This window comes from Nocardioides immobilis (assembly GCF_003515065.1).
Lineage (GTDB): Bacteria > Actinomycetota > Actinomycetes > Propionibacteriales > Nocardioidaceae > Nocardioides > Nocardioides immobilis.
In genome coordinates, this window is sequence record NZ_QXGH01000010.1 from 335,050 (window position 1) to 356,589 (window position 21,540).

16 protein-coding genes and 2 pseudogenes are annotated in these 21,540 nt (G+C 65.3%); 11 read left to right on the plus strand and 7 right to left on the minus strand.

What is annotated here, in order from left to right:
- The first annotated feature begins 23 nt into the window (after positions 1 to 23).
- Entirely contained in the window at positions 24 to 1,208 is a 1,185-nt protein-coding gene (locus D0Z08_RS05330; RefSeq protein ID WP_118923537.1) for a thiolase family protein, read from the plus strand.
- A gap of 89 nt (positions 1,209 to 1,297) precedes the next feature.
- Here D0Z08_RS05330 and D0Z08_RS05335 read toward each other — a convergent pair whose 3' ends face one another.
- Positions 1,298 to 1,786 (minus strand): Lrp/AsnC family transcriptional regulator, encoded by a 489-nt coding sequence (locus D0Z08_RS05335; RefSeq protein WP_118923369.1) that lies wholly within the window; start codon positions 1,784 to 1,786, stop codon positions 1,298 to 1,300.
- 173 nt (positions 1,787 to 1,959) lie between these two features.
- Here D0Z08_RS05335 and D0Z08_RS05340 point away from each other — a divergent pair, with 173 nt between their 5' ends.
- Positions 1,960 to 2,985 (plus strand): AraC family transcriptional regulator, encoded by a 1,026-nt coding sequence (locus D0Z08_RS05340; protein WP_118923371.1) that lies wholly within the window; start codon positions 1,960 to 1,962, stop codon positions 2,983 to 2,985.
- A gap of 34 nt (positions 2,986 to 3,019) precedes the next feature.
- Here the strand turns inward: D0Z08_RS05340 and D0Z08_RS05345 are convergent, their stop codons facing one another.
- Complete coding sequence (locus D0Z08_RS05345) at positions 3,020 to 4,495, minus strand: aldehyde dehydrogenase (protein ID WP_245993662.1); 1,476 nt, start codon at positions 4,493 to 4,495, stop codon at positions 3,020 to 3,022.
- 359 nt (positions 4,496 to 4,854) lie between these two features.
- Here D0Z08_RS05345 and D0Z08_RS05350 point away from each other — a divergent pair, with 359 nt between their 5' ends.
- Together D0Z08_RS05350 and D0Z08_RS33660 are read left to right on the plus strand one after the other, a co-directional pair.
- A complete protein-coding gene (locus tag D0Z08_RS05350; RefSeq protein ID WP_220454055.1) occupies positions 4,855 to 5,370 on the plus strand; it encodes a flavin reductase family protein in 516 nt (171 codons plus the stop codon).
- Entirely contained in the window at positions 5,367 to 5,918 is a 552-nt protein-coding gene (locus D0Z08_RS33660) for an NAD(P)H-dependent oxidoreductase (protein WP_182481164.1), read from the plus strand. Before D0Z08_RS05350 ends, D0Z08_RS33660 begins: the two co-directional genes overlap by 4 nt.
- A gap of 585 nt (positions 5,919 to 6,503) precedes the next feature.
- Here D0Z08_RS33660 and D0Z08_RS05360 read toward each other — a convergent pair.
- Positions 6,504 to 7,634: an LLM class flavin-dependent oxidoreductase gene (locus D0Z08_RS05360; RefSeq protein WP_118923377.1), complete on the minus strand. Its 1,131-nt coding sequence runs from the start codon at positions 7,632 to 7,634 to the stop codon at positions 6,504 to 6,506.
- Positions 7,635 to 8,022: 388 nt separating this feature from the next.
- Between D0Z08_RS05360 and D0Z08_RS05365 the strand changes: the two genes are divergently transcribed.
- The gene (locus tag D0Z08_RS05365; RefSeq protein ID WP_118923379.1) at positions 8,023 to 11,490 is read left to right on the plus strand and encodes an indolepyruvate ferredoxin oxidoreductase family protein; all 3,468 of its coding nucleotides are present in this window, start codon (positions 8,023 to 8,025) and stop codon (positions 11,488 to 11,490) included.
- Positions 11,491 to 12,470: 980 nt separating this feature from the next.
- On the opposite strand, the gene D0Z08_RS05375 is transcribed toward D0Z08_RS05365, so the two are convergent.
- The 3 genes from D0Z08_RS05375 to D0Z08_RS05385 form a co-directional block, all read right to left on the minus strand.
- Complete coding sequence (locus D0Z08_RS05375) at positions 12,471 to 13,172, minus strand: SDR family NAD(P)-dependent oxidoreductase (protein WP_118923383.1); 702 nt, start codon at positions 13,170 to 13,172, stop codon at positions 12,471 to 12,473.
- A 73-nt stretch (positions 13,173 to 13,245) separates the two neighbouring features.
- Complete coding sequence (locus D0Z08_RS05380; protein ID WP_118923385.1) at positions 13,246 to 15,195, minus strand: hydantoinase B/oxoprolinase family protein; 1,950 nt, start codon at positions 15,193 to 15,195, stop codon at positions 13,246 to 13,248.
- Between the two features lie 3 nt (positions 15,196 to 15,198).
- Complete coding sequence (locus D0Z08_RS05385) at positions 15,199 to 17,244, minus strand: hydantoinase/oxoprolinase family protein (protein WP_220454056.1); 2,046 nt, start codon at positions 17,242 to 17,244, stop codon at positions 15,199 to 15,201.
- Positions 17,245 to 17,728: 484 nt separating this feature from the next.
- On the opposite strand from D0Z08_RS05385, the gene D0Z08_RS05395 reads away from it, so the two are divergent.
- From D0Z08_RS05395 to D0Z08_RS32890, 6 genes and pseudogenes are all read left to right on the plus strand, one after another.
- The gene (locus tag D0Z08_RS05395) at positions 17,729 to 18,505 is read left to right on the plus strand and encodes an SDR family NAD(P)-dependent oxidoreductase (protein WP_182481165.1); all 777 of its coding nucleotides are present in this window, start codon (positions 17,729 to 17,731) and stop codon (positions 18,503 to 18,505) included.
- A 29-nt stretch (positions 18,506 to 18,534) separates the two neighbouring features.
- Complete coding sequence (locus D0Z08_RS05400; RefSeq protein WP_182481166.1) at positions 18,535 to 19,269, plus strand: enoyl-CoA hydratase/isomerase family protein; 735 nt, start codon at positions 18,535 to 18,537, stop codon at positions 19,267 to 19,269.
- A pseudogene (locus D0Z08_RS33665) lies at positions 19,262 to 19,801 on the plus strand (AMP-binding protein); the annotation flags it as partial. The gene D0Z08_RS05400 and the pseudogene D0Z08_RS33665, both read left to right, overlap by 8 nt.
- Before the next feature lie 49 nt (positions 19,802 to 19,850).
- Positions 19,851 to 20,117 (plus strand): AMP-binding protein, encoded by a 267-nt coding sequence (locus D0Z08_RS33670; RefSeq protein ID WP_425454040.1) that lies wholly within the window; start codon positions 19,851 to 19,853, stop codon positions 20,115 to 20,117.
- Positions 20,099 to 20,182: pseudogene (locus D0Z08_RS33675) on the plus strand (hypothetical protein); the annotation flags it as partial. The gene D0Z08_RS33670 and the pseudogene D0Z08_RS33675, both read left to right, overlap by 19 nt.
- A 76-nt stretch (positions 20,183 to 20,258) precedes the next feature.
- Positions 20,259 to 20,405 (plus strand): hypothetical protein, encoded by a 147-nt coding sequence (locus D0Z08_RS32890; RefSeq protein ID WP_245993664.1) that lies wholly within the window; start codon positions 20,259 to 20,261, stop codon positions 20,403 to 20,405.
- Positions 20,406 to 20,535: 130 nt separating this feature from the next.
- Here D0Z08_RS32890 and D0Z08_RS05420 read toward each other — a convergent pair whose 3' ends face one another.
- On the minus strand, positions 20,536 to 21,102 hold the full coding sequence (locus D0Z08_RS05420; RefSeq protein WP_220454057.1) for a flavin reductase family protein: 567 nt from the start codon (positions 21,100 to 21,102) through the stop codon (positions 20,536 to 20,538).
- Positions 21,103 to 21,540 lie beyond the last annotated feature (438 nt).

Genomic DNA, 21,540 nt, shown 5'->3' on the forward strand with positions numbered 1-21,540 from the left:
GCCCCACATTCGAGAGGAACATCATGACGACTGATGACAGAATTGTGATTCTGGACGGCGCGCGGACCCCGATCGGGAGCTTCGGGGGCGCCCTGTCAGGTGTGCCGGCGCACGAGCTCGGGGCCGCGGCGACGGTCGCTGCGCTGCAACGTGCCGACGTCGACGCAGCGGAGCCGTCGGAGGTCGTCATGGGCTGCATCGGCCAGGTCGGCCCCGACGCGTACAACGCACGGAGAGTGGCGCTCGCGGCAGGGATGCCCGAGCACGTGCCGGCGTTCACCGTGAACCGCCTGTGCGGCAGCGGCCTGCAGGCGGTCTGGTCGGCCGCTCAACAGATGCGATGGAACGGCCTCGATCTGGCCGTCGCCGGCGGCGACGAGTCGATGTCGCGGATGCCGTTCTACGACTTCGAGGCGCGGGCCGGGCGGCGTCTAGGCGATCGGACCTTGGTCGACGGGACCGTTTCGATGCTGACCGACCCGTTCGGCGGAACTCACATGGGGGTCACAGCCGAGAACGTGGCCGCGAAATACGCAGTGTCGCGCGAGGAGCAAGACGCTTTCGCGGTGGAGTCGCAGCGGCGCGCCGCCACGGATGCTGCCCGGTCCGCGTTCGCGGATGAGATCGTGCCCGTGGAACTGGGTGGCCGACGTCCAGCGACGGTCTCGGTCGACGAGCACCCGAAGCCGGACACGACGATCGAGGTCCTGGCAGGCCTACGACCCGCGTTCCAGGCGGGCGGCTCGGTCACGGCGGGCAACGCATCGGGGATCAACGACGGGGCCGCCGCGCTGGTGCTGGCCCGCGAATCCGTCGCCCGCGACAGGGGTCGTTCCGGGCTCGTCGCGCTCGAGCACGTCGCCACCGCTGCGATGGGGCCCGGGCTGATGGGTTACGCACCGGTTCTCGCGCTCAACTCGCTTTTCGACCGGACCGGTCTGCGGCCCTCGGACATCGACATCATCGAGCTCAACGAAGCCTTCGCATCTCAGGCAGTCGCGGTACGGCGGGATGCGAAGCTTCCTGAGGAGCGGACGAACCCGTACGGCGGGGCAATCGCTCTGGGGCACCCCGTCGGCGCCACCGGCGCGATCCTGACCCTTCGCGTGGTCCAGCACCTGCGGCGCGGCGGCGGAGAGCTCGGCATCGTGACGATGTGCATCGGCGGAGGCCAAGCCCTGGCCGCGCTCTTCCGTCGACTGGACTGAGCATGAGCGGACCCGCGAGCGCCGGCCCTGGCGCGAGTCCACGGCGATGCCCGACCGGTGGCTGTCGGATGCCATGGCTGCGAGCACACCTATTGGTCCGACGCTGGCTCCGCCATCGAAAGAACGCAGGTGGATCGCATATGGATCCGCTCGGTGAGGGCGATCTCGGTGCGCGTCCGAACGATTCCGGGCACGTCGAGCAGGCGCTGAATGATGTCCTCCAAGTGATTGGTGTCTCTGGCCACCACCCGGGCGAGCAGGTCCCCCTCACCGGCGATGGAATGCGCCTCGACAACCTCGTCCACCACTTGCAGGGCGTTGGTGACGCGCGCCAACTGGCCCTGAGCCAGGTGGATGTGCACGAACGCGGTCACAGGGTAGCCAAGGGCCGACGAGCTCACTTGTGGCGCGTAGTCCGTGATGACGCCGAGCCTCTCGAGCCGGCCCAACCGCGACTGGACGGTTCCCCGGGCCACCTCCAAGACGCGCGCGTACTCACGCATGCCGGCTTTCGGTCTGGTTGCCAGCAGCCGCAGGAGGGCCAGATCGAGAGCGTCAACCCGTTTGGTCCTGCTCATCGGGCCCCCGCGGGAACAGGACGGCCGTCAAACGCGTGCGTTCGCAGACCTTTCCTGCTGGATCGGAGGTGTTGTTGAGCCAATGGCCCAACCTCGAGGCGTTTTCTTGCCGTCGTCACACCTGCGCGCCAGAATCGGAAGTGGCGGAGGGGACAGGAACGGAGGACACGGCGATGACAGCAGTGTTCGCTGCGCCCGCAGGACCGACCGCGAGTAGACGCGATACCAGCCCCTCCGCCGTGCCCCGTGCGCGGGAGTTTCGGCACACGACGGACCGCGATGAAGCGATCGACGTGATCACCGAGGTGTACGTACCCCACAACCTGGTCCTGCCGACCTGCGCCGTCGACATGACGCTTGCATGGACGCCGCTTCGACACCTGGTCCTCGGCTATCTCTCCTATGGTGCCGAGAGCTACTTGATTGCGCCGAAGCTCGAGACCTTCTATCACGTCAACCTGACGATCCGCGGTCGCACCGGTTCTCAGCGTGGCGCGGAAGAGGTCGAAACGGGGAACGATGTCGGCCTGGTGTTTCTCCCGTCCGAGCCCGCTACCGTCCACTGGAGCGAGGACTGCATGCAGCTGGCAATGAAGATCGATAAGGACGGGCTCGAGGCGGAGCTGGCCCGGTTGCTCAACCGCCAGGTGACCGTTCCCCTGCGATTCGACCTCGCTCTGGAGCTGAAGAAACCCAAGGTGTCGTCCTTCGTCCGCGCACTGCAACACCTGCGATCCGAACTTGACGAGCCTGACGGGATCGTCGCCAGCCCCCTCGGCGTCGCGCAACTCGAGGACACCGTGATCACGAGCCTCCTGCTCGGCCAGCCGAGCAACTATTACGACGAGCTGCACTCGTCGGCGGGTAGCGCCTTGCCCCGGACCATAGCTCCGGTCGTCGATCTCATGGAGAGCGAGCCGGACAACCCCCGGAGCCTGGGCGCCTACGCCTCCGTCGCCGGCCTGAGCGTCCGGGCGCTGCAGGACACCTTCCGGCGCACGCTCGAGGTGACTCCGATGGAGTACCTGCGCGGAGTGCAGTTCGACCGCGTTCGCGCCGACCTCCTGGCCTCCGATCCTGAGACGACAACAGTGACTCAAGTCATGCACCGCTGGGGCTTCACCCACGCTGGCCGGTTCTCGACCAATTACCGCAAGCGATTCAAGGAACTGCCGAGCGAGACACTTCGTTGCCACTGACGTCCGAGACGGCGTGTGGTGGATCGGCACCGACTCAGCCGATGGTGAACGGATCGCGCGTTGCACCCGACAGTTCGACCCACGTGGCTCGCGTCTCGGTGAACTCGCGAACAGCATCTACGCCGCTCTCCCGACCGATGCCGCTTTGCCCGAACCCACCGAACGGCACGTTGGGGGCGACCACGCGGTAGGCATTGATCCAAACGGTGCCCGCCCGCAGCTGGCGTGCGACCCGGTGCGCTCGGCGTACGTCGACGGTCCAGATGCCGGCCGCCAGCCCGAACTCTGTCGCGTTCGCCATGGCGACGGCCTCGTCCTCACTGGTGAAGGTCGCCACGGCCAGGACGGGGCCGAACACTTCTTCGCGGTAGAGGGCAGAGTCGAGAGAAACGTTCGTCACAACCGTCGGACGCACGAAGTAGCCCTTCGTGTCGCCGCCCGGTCCACCGCAAGCGAACGACGCCCCCTCCGCCTTCGCCTGTTCGAGCATCGACGTGATCTTTGCGAGCTGCGTCTGGTTGTTGACCGGTCCCATCTCGGTCGCTTCTTCCGTTGGGTCGCCCAGCACGATCGTCTCGGCGCGCGCCACCACGCGGCGGACGACCTCATCGTGCATGTTCTCGTGAACGAGCAGACGAGCGCCAGCCATGCAGGTCTGGCCGGTGGCGGCAAAGACGCCGGAGATGATCCCGTTCACCGTGGCCTCGACATCGGCGTCCTCGAACACAATTTGAGCAGACTTGCCGCCGAGCTCCAACGACACACGCGTGAGGTTCTTCGCGGCAGCGGCCGCCACGAGAGCCCCGGTGGCGGTCGATCCCGTGAACGCGATCTTGTCGACCTTCGGGTGCGCGGACAGCGCCTGTCCGACACGTGGTCCGTTGCCAGTCACGACGTTGAAGACACCTGGAGGGAACCCGGCCTCCTCGAAAAGCAGGGCCAGCTCCAGCGCAGTCACTGGTGTCTGGTCGCTTGGCTTGACGACGATCGTGCATCCGGCGGCAATCGCGGGCGCCAGTTTCCACACCAGCAGCATCAAGGGTGAGTTCCACGGCACGATCGCTGCAACGACGCCAACCGGGACCTCCTCGGTGTAGACGAGGAAATTGGGACGGTCCGACGGGATGGTGCTCCCTTGGATCTTGTCCGCAACCCCCCCGAAGTAGTCGAACCAGCTGGGCAGGTACGCCGTTTGAGTCGACATCTCACGGAGCAGCTTGCCAGAGTCACGTGACTCCAATTTGGCGAGACGGGCTGCGTCGCGGCGGAGGAGCTCGGCCAGTTTGCGCATCAGCGCGGCACGGTCGAAGCCCGTCATCGTGCCCCAAACTCCCGACAACGCGGTCCGGGCGCTCTTCACGGCCCGGTCGACATCGGCGTCGTCCGCATCGCCCACCTGTGCCCAGGTCTCGCCCGTGTACGGGTTCGCCGTCGGGTAGCGCCTCCCCGCGACCGGGCTGACCCACTCACCGTTGATGAACAAGTCGTATTCGACGATGGTCGTACTCACTGACTCTCCTCCGCAATCGGTGGGATGCGCGGTCGGGTTGGGTAACGGTCCGGTCCGCCCGATCAGCGACATGCGCGACGCCCCTTCTCCAGATCGGATGCAAGACCGCAGATCACCCGGAGCATCACACCGTCCGAGCCACGCTCTGGTCGGCCAGCGTGCGGAAACCGCACAGGGTGATCGTTTGCATACAGCACCGGGGACTATCGATGAGGGTAGGCATCCCATCCGTCACCCGATAGCCGAATGACGCTTCTTAACGTCCGCCTTGCGCTGGACGCAGCTGATCTGCGCAAAGCGGACGTCGCGGAGCCATCTGCGGATATTGCCCCGCCAAGCGGATCCGTACAGTCGGTGGAGTGAACTTGGTCACATCAGTGCAGCAGAGGCAGATGTCGGTCACCCCCGAACTCATGCGCGAGGCCCTCGGGGCCTTCTGCACCGGAGTCGTCGTGGTGACCGCTGTCGGTGACGAGCCGCTCGGGTTTACTTGTCAGACGTTCGCGTCACTTTCGCTCCAACCACCACTGGTCTCCTTCAGCGTCGCTCGAACGTCGAGGAGTTGGCCTCGCATCCGGGAAGTCGGGGTCTTCGCCGTCAACGTCTTGGCTCATGATCACCAACACATCTCCTCACAGTTCGCTCAGTCGGGCGTTGATAAGTACCGCGGGGTCTCGTGGGAGTCGGCACCGCTTGGGTCACCTGTGCTGGAAGGCGTACCGGCGTGGGTCGAGTGCGTCCTGTGGCGGGAACTGGATGGCGGTGACCACACCATCGTTCTCGGTGAGGTCACCTCCGTGGGACACGACGTCGCTCGCCACCCGTTACTGTTCTTTCGCGGTGCGTACGCCGAGACCTCTTGGCGCACTCAGTGACCTTCGACCTTCGGGTCCTTGGGCTCATTGGCAGTCCAGGAGCCGGTGGGTTCACCTCCCAGGTGGTCGATGCTGTCCTGGCAGGCAGTCGGAGCGCGGGCGCTTCGGCCTTCGCGTATGAGCTCTGTGACGGCGACCAGGACGGCGCCGCCGCACAGGTTCAGCGCGCAGACGCCATCGTGTTCGGCTCCCCAACCTATCGGGCCTCCCACACCGCGCTCGTAGCGTCTCTGTTGGAGCGATTAGAACGACGAACGCCTCCGGAGCGAGGCGGACCGTTGGCTGGGAAAGCCGCTGCAATCGTCATGACTGGCGCGTCCGACTGTCATTTCCTGGCGACCGAGAAGCTGCGGACCACTCTGAGTTGCTTCTTCGCAGTCCAAGTGCTCGCACCGTCTCTCTACGTGGGCCAGACCAACCGCCAGACGGATCGTGCTCTCGACGAGGCGTCGCGCATCACGGCAGCCCTCCACGGTAAGGCCCTCGTGGAACTCTCCCGAGCGGTAAGGGCCGGCAGCGCATTGCAGAGCCTTGCCCCAATTGTTTGACGGGTTCGGCGGTAGCCGTGCGGGCAAGGTGATGCCGGCTAGTCCCGTACGCTCTGGAAGGCCAGGCCAGGCCAGGCCAGGTAGGCGGCAGGCGTTCGGTCAGTAGCTTAGCTAGGGATCGCGAAAGGGAAACATGGGTACTCGTTTTCGATCAGCGTCAGTGAGGCCCGAAAAACTGACCCCGAAGCGATGAGGCGGGGCCATGTCAAAAGTGTTCCGACGTTGGCCTCAAAGTACGTCCCGCGCAGACATCAGAACGACGACGTCTTCCGGCGGCAAGACAGCGGTCAGTACCGTGACCGCTTCGCTGGTAACTTCGGGACCGATCTCGTCGCCAGAAATAGTCGCAACCCTTGCTGGACTCGAATGAGCATTGCTGATGTGGCGACGCACAGCATTCGAGTGAAGGGACGATTCTTGTCGGACGCGGGGGATTGGCTCCCTGTGCCCGCGCCAGAACTCCGGCCCGGGCAGTAACCAACTCGCCTCACCTCCCCGCGGCCCTAGCAGACGAGGCGCTTCAGCGCACCGCTCGACACCACGTGTGCGGCCGGGAGCCGGACGTCGCACTCAACGCAGGCCTCGTCAGTGCCGCAGGCCTGCCTCCTTGAGCAGCGGCATGATGTTCTCGTTGAAGTGTCCTAGCTCAGGCAGGTAATCCAGGAACCCGACGACGATTCCATCCAGCCCCGCCTCGGATGTCTTCAGGAACTGCTCGGCCACCTGCTCTGGCGTGCCGACAAAGGTCATCCCGCCCCAGCCAAGGGCGAACTGAGTCCTCAACTGACGCACCTGCTCGGCGTCGCCGTAGGACTGCCCCTCAAGACCAAACACCTTGGTCAGGTAGTCGATCGACTTCCAGTCGATGCCGTCGACAAGCCGTTGATAATCACGCTTCGCCTCGGCCTCGGTGTCCCGGCAGACGATCGAGGCGTACGTCATGGTGCTGATGTCGCGTCCGTACTCGGCCGCTTTCGACCTGACCGCCTTGACGGCCTCGGCACCCATCTCGAACGACCCCATGCCGATGAAGTTGATGTCGACGTGCTTGGCGGAAAAGTCGAGGCCCGCAGCCGAGCTTCCCGCGTTGATCAGAACCGGGTACGGCTTCTGGATCGGCTTCGGCTTCCCCTGGACGTCCTTCAGGTTGAAGTACTCACCCTTGACGTCGAACGGCTCGTCCTCAGTCCAGAGCCGCTTCACGATGCTGAGCCACTCATCTCCGAACTGGTAGCGAATGTCGTGCTCCCGCTGCTCACCGCCAAACATCTCCATCTCGGGCCGGAACCACCCCATCACGACATTGAGTCCGAACCGGCCGTTGGCGATGTGATCGATGGTTACCGCCTGCTTTGCCGCCGCCACTGGGCTGACCGTGGGCACGTGCGAGGTCGAGCAGACCACGATGTTCTCGGTCGCTTCCGCGATGGCCGCCGCCCATGTGTATGTTTCGTAGCTCTCGCCCGCGAAGTCGATGTCGCCCCCGAATCCACGCCACCGGGCGACCGGCACGAGCACCTCCATCCCCATGGCATCTGCGGCTTGGGCAATGCTCTTGGTGTGGGTCCAACTGAGCTCATAGGAAGTTGGCGCCGACGTGGCCATCATGGCGTTGCTGGTATTGAACGAGAACAGACCCAGCTTGAGTTTCTGGTCGTTGAACAGCGGGTGATCTGCCGCACGCAGGGTCTCCACGCGATCTGCAGTCATGCTCATGTCAGCCTCTCTCCACGGAAGTGGGCGATTCACGCCCGACCCGGCGACCGTAAGAAGTGAGCCGCGTCACCCGATATCCCTTCTGCGCCGGTCCCAAGCCGTTTCGCGACGACCGCACTCGACACCGGACGCCCGTGAGCACCGGTTCTGGTTCCAACCACAACCATCCGCGCGCCTGCCGAGACCGCCGCGTCGACACCGTGCTGACGCCTTGCCTTGGTGGCCGGCGCCTGCGGAACACAGACACCGGGCATCTGGCCCACCGTGCCTCGGTCTGGCTCGCGAAAACTGGGCCATGGAACCAGTGGGCGAGAAGTGCGCTGGGCTGACGGTCCACACTCGAGCCGAAATGCACGCGCACCACTGACAGTTCGAAGGGCACCCTTTGATGACGACGGAGCAGCACCTCTCCGCGACGAGCGCCATGGTCGACCTTCGAGACCGCTACGTTGCGACCGCCGGCAGAGTGCAACTCACCGGAATACAGGCGCTTGCACGACTCCCGATCGAGCAGCACCGCCGCGACCAGGCGGCGGGTCGTCGGGTCGGCACGTTCATCTCTGGATACGAAGGCTCACCGCTGGCCGGGTACGACCTCGAACTAGGACGCCATAGCGATCTGCTCAAGGCGAACGACATCGTCTTCCTGCCAGCTCTCAACGAAGAATCAGCTGCGACGGCGGTCCAAGGCAGCCAACTTGCCACGACGTTCGCCGACGCGACGCGCGACGGCGTCCTCGGCATTTGGTATGGGAAGGCCCCCGGGCTGGACCGGGCAACCGACGCGATTCGACACGGGAACCTGATCGGCGCCGACCCCGGTGGTGGCGCCGTCCTGTTGGTTGGGGACGACCCGGCCGCTAAGTCGTCTAGCGTTCCATGCTCGTCGGAACTGGCCCTCGCAGATCTCTGCGTCCCATTTCTCTACCCGGCTGACAGCCAGGACATCATCGAGTTGGGACTTCACGCGATCGAACTCTCACGGGTCTCCGGCCTGTGGGTCGGGCTCAAGATCGTCACGGCGGTCGCCGATGGGTCCTCCACTGTCGATCTAGGGGTCCGGCGTGACGATCCCGTCATCCCACGAGGTTCGAAGAAGCACGTCCCGACGGCAAAGTTGCTCCAACCAAACCTTGGCCCTCTCGAACGCGACCTGGTCACGACGCGGCTACGGCTTGCACGCGAGTATGCGCGCGCGAACGGTCTCAATCGTCTCGTTGGACATGGGCAGGCCGACCGGATCGGAATCGTTGCCGCCGGCCGCACCTACCGTGACGTTCGGGCCGCACTCGAGCGGCTGGGGATCGATGGCGGCCACCTGGGTGCCAGCCCGGTCCGGCTCCTGCGCGTCGGCATGCCGTTTCCGCTCGAGGAAGACACCGTCCGCGAGTTCGCTTCGGGGCTGGACGAGATCCTGGTGATTGAAGAGAAGCGGTCCTTCCTCGAAGGCGCCATCCGCGATGTGCTGTACGGCAAACCGGACGCCCCCAGGGTCACGGGCAAGACAGATTCCGCCAATGGCGATCTGGTACCGGCTTACGGCGAGCTCGATGCGGACCTGATCCGCCCACTCCTCGCCCGCCGCCTACAGGCCAACCGTATCGAGGTCGATCCGCCGCCGGGCGCAGTGCAGCACACCGGCGAGGGTCGCAACCTGTTGCCGATCGTGAAGAGAGCACCGTACTTCTGCTCCGGTTGCCCTCATAACACCTCGACCAAGCCCGCAGGCGACTCACTGGTCGGTGGCGGCATCGGATGTCACGCGATGGTGCTGATGATGACCGAGGACCAAGTCGGTCCCGTCACCGGTCTATCGCAGATGGGAGGCGAAGGGCTCCAATGGATCGGGATGGCGCCGTTCATCGAGCGACGGCACTATGTTCAGAACCTCGGGGATGGCACGTTTGATCACTCAGGCTCGCTGGCCATTCGCGCCGCAGTCGCGAGTGGCGTCAACATCACCTATCGCCTGTTGTACAACTCTGCCGTCGCGATGACCGGCGGCCAGCAGGTCGTCGGCGCCAAGGGTATTCGTCAGGTCGTCGATCTCCTGCGAGCCGAAGGCGTGGCACGAGTCATCGTCACCACCGAGGATCGAAGCCGGTACCGAGGCGTTCGAATGCCGTCAGGCGTGCAGGTCTGGGATCGCCGGCGTATTCAGCAAGCTCAGGACACCCTCGCGGCCGTGCCTGGTGTCACTGTCCTGGTTCATGACCAGGAGTGCGCGAGCGAGAAGCGCCGGAAGCGGAAGCGAGGTCTTGCCGAGACACCTGCGATGCGCGTGCTGATCAACGAACGCGTGTGCGAAGGATGTGGTGATTGCGGTCGAAAGTCGAACTGCCTGTCGGTTCACCCCGTGGCCACGGATTTCGGACGCAAGACCCAGATCCACCAAGCTTCGTGCAACTTCGACTACTCCTGCTTGGAGGGTGACTGTCCGGCCTTCGTGACGGTGGTAGCCGACGACAGTCGCGGCAAAGCGCCGACCATCACTAACACGTTGACGGCGGACGAGATCCCACCTCCTACCCCAGTCGTTCCATCCGATGCATTCGGTGTCCGGCTCACCGGAGTCGGTGGCACCGGAATCGTGACACTGTCGCAGGTACTCGCGACGGCGGGCCTATTGGCGGGATGGACCGCGCGATCACTGGACCAGACGGGACTCGCGCAAAAGGGAGGGGCGGTCGTCTCCGACATCCTCTTCAACCGTGCGGGGGCGGACACCACCAACAAGCTCGGTGCCGGAGAGTGCGACCTCTATCTGGGTTGCGACCTTCTCGTGGCTGCGGATCCGACCTACCTCGCAGTCGCCGCACCGGACCGCACAGTTGCCGTGCTGTCGACAGCAGCCGTTCCCACGGGCCACATGGTTACGGATCCATGGGTGTCGTTCCCCGACGTCGAAGCGACGGCGGGCCGGGTCATCGCACGGTCTCGGCCAGGCGCACTCGCGTTCGATGCCCGTGAGATCGTGCAGGGGCTTTTCGGCGATGACCAGTTCGCGAACTTCTTCCTCGTCGGGGTGGCCTTCCAGGTAGGAGCAATCCCGCTTCCGGCCACCGCCGTGGAGGATGCCGTCCGGCTCAACGGAGTCGCGGTGGACATCAACCTCCAGGCGTTCCGCCGCGGTCGCCAGTATGCAGTCGATCCACGAACAGTTCGCGACCTCCTTCCCGCGCCAGGCTCAGCCCCGCGTGAGGACGCCGAGAGCGAACTTGAGCGGCTGCTGCGAACCAGGTGCATCGACCTGACCGCGTACCAGTCCGCCAGCTACGCGGCACGATACGAAGAAGCGGTCGAGTCGATTCGCCGCCGCGAGAATGAGGTCATGCCGGGGTCGACCGCACTCTCTGAAGCCGTTGCACGCAACCTCTACAAGCTAATGGCCTACAAGGACGAGTACGAGGTCGCCCGCTTAAGCCTCGACCACACATTCGAGGAGGCGGTCGAGCGCCAGTTCGGTCAGGGCGCGAAGGCCTTCTACAACCTCCACCCCCCTGTGCTTCGTGCCCTCGGCATGACCCGGAAACTCCGTCTCGGGCCGTGGTTCAAGGGGGTACTGCGTGTCCTTTCGGCACTGCGAGTGCTCCGCGGAACGGCATTCGACCCGTTCGGCTACGCCAAGGTGCGTCGAGTTGAACGCGAGCTCGTCCGCGAATTCCTCGCCGTGCTCAACGTCTTGATCCGAGACCTGGCGGTGCACAACCTAACTAGAGCGGTCCAGATCGCTGCTCTGCCGGATTTGGTCAGGGGATACGAGGAGATCAAGATGGCAAATGTGATCGACTACCGCACTAAGCTGAACGGCCTCCTAAGCGAGTTCGAGACGCTCGGAACCGGAAGCGTGCGCTGAGTGCGTGGGGCGTGGCTCCGGTCCGGCGACAACGGTGCCGTGAACGTTTCGCCGCCCTCCCGCAGCGAAGGATGTCGACGACCGCCTGGCCTGGATCACCTGCCAGGGTGTGAGCGCCGGCCCAAACTGAACCCGGAGCGTCCGCCGAGAAACTGGTCCCTTTCGCTCCCCTCGGCACAAGCGAGCCGAGGCGAGCGAAGGGTGCAGTTGACAGTGGAGGACTGGGCCGAGATCCGCAGGCCGCACCGTGCCGCGATCGGGTATCAAGGACGATTGCCAGGATGTCGAGGTCTCGCGGAACACGATGCGTGCCGCAGTCGCCTCGGACGCCCCGCCGAGGCATCAGCGGAAGTCGGCTGGGTCAACGGTAGGCGGGTTTGAGGACGCGATCCGCGAGCAGTTGGCGCTGGTGCCGGCGATGCCCGGCCACGGCGATCGCCGAGCAGATCGGCTCGACCCGTGGCATCACGTTGTTCACCCTCCTCGTGCGCCGGTACGTCTCCTTCTACCGCTATGACACACCTGCTCCGCGTGCTGTACCGGCCCCATTGGTCGGTCAACGACCGGCTCAACTACTCCACCCAGACCAAGAAGACCGCCGGTTGGGACGCGGACCGCAACGCGGGCCTGGCCGTCATGGAGACCTCGCTCCGCCCCAGTCTTCTTGATATCCGCAGGCGCCTTGAGCGCTCGGACTCGGAGGGAGTCGAGGGCTACCGCGTCCCGACAGATGACCATCGACCCGATGATGGCACCCGCACCCGGAGCTCGTCAGTGGCGTTCCGTGGGGTCAGTGCGGAGATGGTGCACGGTTTGTTTGAGACGCCCGGTCCACACGGAGGCTGAGGCGGGGGACTCCGCGGCCAAGGTCTCGGGCGCCGACCTGAGGCTCCTGGACCGCGGACACTCGCGAGCGCTCGACGATCCCGAGCGAATGACGGAGGCGGTCTGATACCTGCCCCACCGGATCATAGAATCATTCAGCTGAATGCAACCCCACCGTTGACGTCCAACACCACCCCGGTGGCATAGCTGGCGTCGGCCCCCAGCAGGAACAGAATGGGTCGCGCGATCTCCTCGGGCGAGGCGAACCGTCCGATCGGGAACATGTCAGTCTTGTAGCCGCGACCGGCGATCATTGGCGTGTCGATGGGCCCAGGCGCGACGCCGTTGACGCGCACGCCGTGCTGCATCTCGTTCTTCGCGATGGAGCGGACCATGGCGAGCAGGGCGCCCTTGCTCGCTGAATAGTGCGCGCCGGCAAGCACACCCCCGATGCGACCCGCGAGCGAGGCGACGCAAACGACGCTGCCGTGTGACTCGCGCAGGTGGGGCATAGCGGCCTGGACGCACCACAGCGTGCCCGCCACGTTGACGCCAAGCACGTGGTCGACGTCATCGGGACGGAGGTCGTCCAGGGCGATGTCGCGGCCATAGACGGCTGCGGACGTGATCAGCCCGGTCAACCCACCCGACGCAGCGAAAGACCCGAAGAGCGCATGCGCCTCGTCCCGGTCGCGCACGTCGCACTGGGCGTACTCATACCCAGGACGGGCGTCGCCTCCCTCGCCGTGAATGTCGACGCCGAGCACCTGGGCTCCTCGGTCGAGCAGCAGCGAAACTGTGGCCGCGCCAACGCCACTCGCGGCGCCGGTCACGATGACTCGCTCCGGGTTGGTCATGGTTCTCCTTCGTGAGTTGCGGTGTGGGGCCGGCGTCGGTGCACCTGCCCCACACCGCGGCCCGGGTGACCGCTCAGGCGAGCCTGGAGCGGAGATCCGCGGTTGCCTGCTCGTCCACCGAGATGCCTTCTGGGTCAAGGTCCGGATCGCCGAGAACGACGACACCGTAGCTCCGGGCAGCACCTTCGACACTGACGTAGCCGTTCCGCACGTCCCGGAGGACGCGCTCCGACTCGCGCGAGGTCGCCGCGCCCCATCCACCGGCGCCCGCAGTTCGGTAGCGCCAGACCGCGCCGGGTCGCGTGCGCCAGACCTGCTCTTTTCCGTAGTGGAAGAAGGTGCCGTCCTCCGCGGCCAGGTCGAGCGTCTCGGGGTCGAGGGTCCCGGCCACCGGGGTCGAGACCGCGTACACGGTCGAGTCGGTGGGGAGTTGCCCTCCGTTTGAGAGCACCTGGTCCTCGACAGCGTCGAACAGCCAGACACCCGTTCGGGTGCCGTTGCTTCCGCCGTTGATGCCGAAGCCCACCGAGTCCTTGACCCGCAACGGGCTCGTCCAGTGTTCGCTCGCGCGGCGCCAGAGAGTGTCCTTGACGACGGCCGCGCCGCCTCGGTTGAATCCAGCGCCGGCGCTGTCAACTGCGTACTCCTTGCGGAGGACGAGGACGGGGAGATCGGCCTCGATGGCCTCAGTCGCCGGGTCTAGGTTGTTGGCGAGGTAGATGACCTGGTAGCTGTCCCCGTCGCCGTACTGGGTTCCGGACCACGGGCCGTGCTCGCCGCCGCATTGACCGGTGGTCACCCACGGCACTCCGTCCTCGGTGACCCCGTTGCCGTTGTGCAGGCTGAGCGAACCGTAGTCGCCGCCGATCGCCCGGTCGCCGAGCGCCTCCTGGAGGGCGTCGAAGATCGCGGCGACGATGACACACGAGCTCTCCCAGAACATGAAGATGGCACCGTCCGGGGGAGTGGCACTCACGATGGTGCCTGCAGGCAAGACGACGTCGATCGGGCGGTAGGTCCCGCTGGTGAAGGGCGTCTCGCGGTCGATCAGCATCTTGAGCGCGATGCCAACCGCGGTCTTCGAATCCAACACGCTGCCGTTGATCGACGTCCGTGCCTGGGGTGAGGAGCCGCTCAGGTCGACCTCGATGCGGTCACCGACCTTGGTGATGTCCACCCGGATCAGGTACTCGATGTCAGAGTCGATGCTGTCAGAGTCGATGCATCCCGAGCTCGAGTACTTCCCATCAGGAACGGTGCTCAGGGCCGTGCACATGGCCTCAGCCGAGACGTCGCATGTGTAGCGCACGGACCCGAGGAAGGCGTCCACGCCGTACCTCTCGACCGACTCGGTGATGAGACGCTCGGCGAGGTCCAGGTTCTGGCGGATGGTGGTAATGTCGGGCATCACAAGCGCTCCGAAGCGCGCGTTGTCGAGGAACAGATTGAAGGTCGACCGGACAGGCTTGCCGCCGGCGTACAACAGTTGCGGGGACACGACGAGCCCCGTCTCGTACACATCGCGCTTGGTCGAGCTAAAGCCCGCGGGGACGATGCCGCCCATGTCCATCTGGTGAGCGCGCAGCGACACGAAGGACACGATCCTTCCGTCGTGGAACACGGGGCGGACGAACAGGACGTCGTTGACGTGCGTGCCCGTGCGGTAGGGGTCGTTGCAGATCAGCACGTCCCCCAGGTTCAGGTTCTCGGGACCGTACTCGATGACGGCGTTGCGCACGCCGTCGCACATCGTCCCGAAGAAGGCGGCGAGGCTGTTACTGACCGAGCACATCGGGTAGTCGAGCTCGGGGGGACCGTGGACGGTCGCGGCGAAGTCGTACCAGTCGCGCAGGATCGCCGAGAATGTGTTGTTGAGCAACTGCCCACACATGTGGTCGACGACGTACCGCAAGCGTCCGGATACGACGGTCGCCGTGAACCTGTCCGCCTGGTACAGCTCCTCGAACTGGGCTTCGCTGAGGTCGCGTAGCCGAGTCTCGGATGTGGTGATGGTCGTGGTCATGTCTCAGGCCTTCCTGATCCGGATCTCGCCGAGGCGGCCGAGTCGCCCGACCTGGCCGCGCGGGATGAAGGTGGTTGAGGTGTCCTCACGGATGACCGCCGGACCGGCAATCTCGTCGTCGACGCTCAGGTCAGTGCGTCGGTATGCCGTTGCTGTCACGTCTTCGCCGTAGAGGTAGCGCAGCGTGATGTCCTCGCCCTCGAGGACGGCGCCGGCCGCCCGCTGCGGCGCATCCTGATAAGTGACCTTGGGGGTCTCGAGCCGCGCAGAGACGCGGAACGAGACGCCCTGGACCGGCATCATCTCGAACGCGCTGCCGGAGCGTGACGCGTACACAGTGTGGAAGTTGGCAATCATCGCGGCGATGGACTCCTTGTCGAGCTTCCCGCTCGGCACCTCGACCAACGGTGTCTCCCATGTCTGTCCGACCAAGCGGCCGTCGTACGTCCTTGAGAACGTCACGCCCTCCGCGTCGTCGGGAAGCTGCTTGCGCAGTTCGCTCTCCATCCGTTCGTAGAGGCCGTTGATGTGGTCGACGGCGTTTCCGTCGAGCAGGGTGTAGGAGCTCGCCACGGCGGAGTAGACCAGGTCGGTGCTGGTCAGGCCGACGGCCGAGAACAGGCCCGGGTTCGGGGGCACGACGACCTCCTTGGCGTTGACGAGGTCGAGAGCCGCGGGCAGGAGCATCGGCCCGGCGGCGCCGAAGGCCATCAGGGAGAAGTCGCGAGGGTCGAGTCCGTGCTTGACGGCGATATTGGTGACGCCCTCAGCGATGTTGTTGACGCCGATGGCGAAGGCCTGGCCCACGCGGGCGTCGATGTCGAGACCGGACGTCAGGGAAGCGAAGGAGTCGAGCGCGAGATCAGAGTCGAGCCGCTTCCCGCTGGCGAAGCCGTCCGGGTCGAGGATGCCGATCAAGAGGCACGCGTCGGTCATGGTCGGCTGGGTGCCGCCCTGCCCGTAGCAGGCGGGACCGGGATCGGCGCCCGCACTGCCGGGGCCGACCTTCAGCTCTCCGAAGGCGTTGACGGTAACCAGGCTGCCGCCGCCGGCGCCGATGCTGGAGATCTCGTTTGAGAGCGCGTTGACGACCAGGTCGTGCTCGAGCTCGAAGGTGGTGAGAACGAATGGGTCCCCGTCCACCACGACGCTGATGTCGCTAGACGTGCCGCCGACGTCGCAGCAAAGGAGGTTCGTTGCATCGATGAGCTTTCCGTAGTGAGAGCTGGCCATGGTGCCGGCAGCCGGGCCGGCGAAGACGATGCGGAAGGGCTTATGCATCGCGACCTCGACCGGGAGCAGCTCGGCGGCGCAGTCGGCGAAGTTGAGCTGGCCCGTGAAGTTCTGAGCTCGTAGGCCGGCGTTGAGCCGGCGCGCGTACTCGGTATAGATGAGCTTCATGAGGACGTCGATGACTGTCGTCGACGCTCGCGCGAACTCCTTTGCTAGTGGCGACACCTCGCTCGAGACCGACACCGGAACATCTCCCAGGATCTCGTGCGCCAGCTCGCGCAGGAGCTCCTCGTGCACGGGGTTGATGTAGGCATTCAGCAGGCAGATGGCCACCCCTTCGACGTTGCACCTCGCGAGCAACTCGAGCTGCGCACGAGCGTCCGCCTCGTCGAGCGCGGTCATCACCAACCCGTCGGCCGTGACGCGCTCCCGGACGCCGCGACGCAGGTAGCGTTCAATGATGGGACGGTCGGCGTCCCCGAAGGACCGGCGCCACGTGGGGTCCGTCAAACCCTCCTGCGGTCGCCAGGTACGCCCGATGTCGAGGATGTCCCGATGCCCGTTAGTGGTCAGAAACCCGATCTTTGGGAGATTGCGCGTCAGCACAGCATTGAGTCCGTGGGTGCTCGCGTGATTGAAGTGCGTGATGTCGCTGACGCCCAGCTCGCGGGCGCCGTCGAGGACCGCTGACTCGGTGTTGCCGTAGATGGTTGGGACCTTGGCGACATGGATCTGGCCGTCGCGCACAGCGACGACGTCGGTGAAGGTACCACCCACATCGACGCCGACGATGGCGGCGGAGCTGTCGACGCTCATGCGATTGCAATCCCCTCGCTGGTCAGGGAGACAGGACCCAGCAGCGACCACCGCGTCCGCTCGACGGAGTGCAGGCACGTTTGGCACTTCACGACCTTGAACCAGCCTCCCTCGCTGAGGACGGGGTAGGCCGTCAGCGAAGCCTCACCACATCGGTCGCAAGTGCCTTCGACGGGCGTTCGTTCGACCACCGGACCGGTGGTGGCATGCAGGTGAGTCGTCATCGCAAGCTCCTTTGGCACTAGTTCGACCGACGGGTCGGTCGGTAGCCAAGCATGTGAATGCGGTCACCTGTCAAGGGCCAGTCATGCCGACGGGCGCGGCCTTGCGGGAAGCAAGCTGGCGCCCTAGGGTTCTCCGACCGACTAGTCGGTCGTTTGGATCCACGGAATGTCACACGTGTTGCGTGGAGTCGCGCATGGAGCGGAGGCCACTTGCACAGGCTGCCAACCAAGGACATCACTCGAAGGGAGATCGGTCGCTGGTGAAGGATCACGTCGCGATAGTGACCGGAGCCGCAGGCGGTATTGGCCGGGCGATCGTGCGTCGACTGGCTGCAACGGGGGTTCGAGTTGTGCTGGTCGACAGGGACGCCGGTGGGACTGCAACTCTGGCCGCTGAGGTCGGGGATCAAGCCTTTCCAGTGCCGGTCGACCTGACCCACGACGGCGCCGTCGACACCATCGTGGACTCGACGATCGAACACTGGGGTCGGGTGGACGTGCTGGTCAACAACGCCGGAACGTCCGCGCATGGCCCACTGGTGGACGTGCCCCGAGAAGTACTCGAGCGCGAGATCGCCGTGCATGTCACCATCCCATTTCTCCTGATCCAGCGTGTCGCACGTCCGATGATCACGGCTGGCTACGGACGCATCATCAACATCAGTTCCGTGGCGAGCCTGATCGGTCCGTTGGACCTGTCGCCGTACGGCGTCGCCAAGACTGGCCTCAATGGCGTGACCAGGGCTGCAGCCACCGAGCTCGCGCAACATGGGATCACCGTCAACGCGCTCGCCCTCGGACCCATCGCCACGGACCTCCTGCGGTCCACCTGGCCACCCGACCAGTTGGCGGCCCGCGCAGAGCATCTGCCGGCACGACGGTTGGGGGAGGTAGACGAGGTCGCCCACGCCGTCCAGTTCTTGTGCAGCCCGCTCTCGGGCTTCATCAACGGCGCGGTCCTCCCCGTTGACGGCGGTTCGGTAGCTGCTGGCGCGTACATGGTGGAGCAGTACCGTCGCTGGAACGCGCACTCATGAGACTGGTCACTGTCGAGTACCGAGCTCGGGTGCTCCATGTGCGGATGTCGTCGCCACCGGTCAACGCCTTCAGTGCGGCCTTCTTCGATGACCTGCACGCTGTACTTGCCAGTGCTGGACCGGAGATCGGCGCCGTCGTCATTAGCAGCACGGTGGAGCGGGTCTTTGCTGCCGGCGGTGACATTCCATTCATGGCGAGAGCTGATGAGCCGACCTCCGAGAACTACGTTCGTCGTTGCCAAGAGGTCTACGGGCTGCTGGAACGGCCTGAGGTGGTGTCGATCATGGCCATCGATGGCGCCTGCCTCGGTGGCGGGCTGGAGCTGTCGCTGGCCGCCGACATTCGCATCGCCTCGCCCAGCAGCCGACTGGGGCTACCGGAAGTCTCGCTCGGAATCCTCGCAGGGGGAGGCGCGATCCATCGTCTCGTCCGCGCCGTCGGGCAGGGTGTGGCACGCGACCTCCTGCTGACCGGAGAGCCGATCAGCGCGAAGCAGGCGCATATGTGGGGTTTGGTCAACCGCCTCGCTGCCGATCCTCTCGCCGCCGCGCTCGCCCTGGCAGAGAAGGTCGGGTCGTTCTCTCCTGAAGCGGTTGGAGCCACCAAGGTGCTGGCACTCTCGGCCTCTACTGACGAGTTCGAGGACGGACTGCGCGACGAGCTGGCGAGGTGGGTCGAGGTGCGACGCGGCGCTAATGCGCAGGAGGGTTTGGACGCGTTCGCGCAGAGGCGGGCCCCACGGTTCGAGCGCCGCCATGCATGACGGATGGGCGAAGCGGCCCACCGAAGTTCTGCATGGCCGTCTCTGGGGCCGCGGGGTAGTCGATCCCGATCGCCCGGTATTGACCGTCATCGGAGATCGCACGTTCACTGCGGCCGAGCTCTGGAAGAGCGTCGATGAACGAGTCGCCGAGCTCGAGGGAGCCGGGTTGCGGCGCGGAGACAGGCTATGCCTTTTCCAGGACAACAGCGCTGACATGATCCTGGATTTGCTCGCCGCCTTCAGGCTCGGCGTGGTGGCGTCTCCGCTGAACACCGCTCTCCGCGGTGCCTCCCTCTCCTCGGTCGTGGCTGAGCTAACTCCCTGCGTCGTTCGCCCGGGCCGGGACCACACTGATGCGGCGCGCAGGGCAGTCGCAGGCATCGAGGGCGTGGCGTTCTGGCCAGTCGGCGAAAGCGTGTCGTCTTGGCTCGCGCCGGCTCGGGACGGGGCGTCAAGGCACGGCATGCACGAGAGCGACCTCGCCGTCATCCTCTTGACGTCCGGGACGACCGGGCATCCCAAGGGTGTGATGTGGGCCGCACGGTATGGCCCTCGGCGTGGCCGAGCACACCACCTGGGTCATGGGTTACGACGACCGGGACACGATCTACACGTGTCTTCCTATGTTCCACATCAACGGGCTCTTCTGTGCCCTGTATGCGGGGCTCATCGTCGGCGCGCACGTCGTTGTGGCGCCACGCTTCGGCCTCAGCTCCTTCTGGGACGACATCATCGATCACGAGGTGACGGCTGGTACACATATCGGGGCCGTGACAACGAGATGTTGCGGGTGTCGGGGGAGAATGTCGCCCCGACCCAGGTCGAAGCCGTGCTTCTGCGCCACGTAGGAGTGGCCGAGGCTTGCGTGTACGGATTGCAGAGCGACCTGGGCGAAGACGTCGTGGTGGCGGCCGTCGTCCCGGTGATCGACGTGGACTTCGATCTCGCTGAGCTGCGGGCTGGCCGAGTCGGAGCTCCCCTATTTCGCCGTGCCGCGCTATCTCTGGGTGGTCGACTCGCTCCCCAAGACCGAGACCTCAAAGGTTCGCAAGTCGCTACTTGTCGAGCAGGGGCTGACCGAGGAGCACTGGGACGGCGGTCGCCTGCGGCGGTCCGATGTACGCAGGGTGCCGTGAGGACACCTCCAGTGGCGATGAGCGCATCGCATGTGTGACGAGCCGTGCGAACCTGGCTTGTGAGTTAGCCGCAACTCAGGAGCAGGGCAAACATCGGCGAGCCGCGCCGCCAATCGCTGGTGCAACTGCTCTACAGATTCTCCTGGAGTTCCTCGAGCTCGTCGAGGAAACACGCCGCCGCCAGTTCAACCATCGGCTTGTGGGGCGACGCCGTGTGGTACTCGCCGCGGAAGTAGAGAAGCGGTGTGCCCTCCTGCCGAGCGGAGAGCCGGCGGACCTCGACGAGAACCAGGATGTGGTCTCCGGCATCGACCTCTGCGGCGATCGTGCACTCGAGGGCGGCGAGCGCACCGTTCAGCACCGGATGACCGCCTGCTTCGCCTGGCTCCCACTGCACCCCCTGCCACTTGTCCGTACCGCTGCGAGCGAAGCCAGCGCTCAAATGACGTTGTTCTGCGTCCAGCACGTTGATGACCAGTCCGTCAGCGGTTCGCAGGACGGGAAACGTACTGGACCCGCGACCGACGCAGAACGCGACCATGGGCGGATTGACCGAGACGCTGAAGAAGGACTGGCACGTCATGCCCACCGGCTTCCCATCGATACAGGCGGTGAGAACTGTGATCCCGGAGCAGAAGTGGCCGAGCACGCTACGGAAGAGTTTCGCGTCGATGCCAGTCTCCAGCGACACGTCCATGGCGGGACTCGATTCGCCCGCTTGAGACTTCCGCGAGTGCATGACCGGGGAGGAGGAAGATCCGTTCAAGGTTCCTTGCCGCCAATCTTCTCGATCTACGGCGTCGTTTGGGCAGATGCGTTGTCGTCACGACGCCACCCGACCGGGTAGTCGGTCGGGTGAATGTAACACCGGCGAAATCGGGTGGTCAAGGACGTGCGGCGGATGCCCTGCCGTTGTCAACCTCCTGGCGAGAACAGTTCGGCAGGGGTGTGGCGCCAGCGACCCTGCCCTGAAGCAGGTCTTGGCTGCCGGACAGCCGGAGGAGTCCAGGCTGAGCGCTGGCTTCGGTCATGGCTGAGGTCTTGACGTTGGCCGGAGGTTCCGGCACGGGATCGTGTGCATCTCCACGAGATCGACGGGAGATGTCTGGTGACCTTGAAGGACACGGACAAGCTT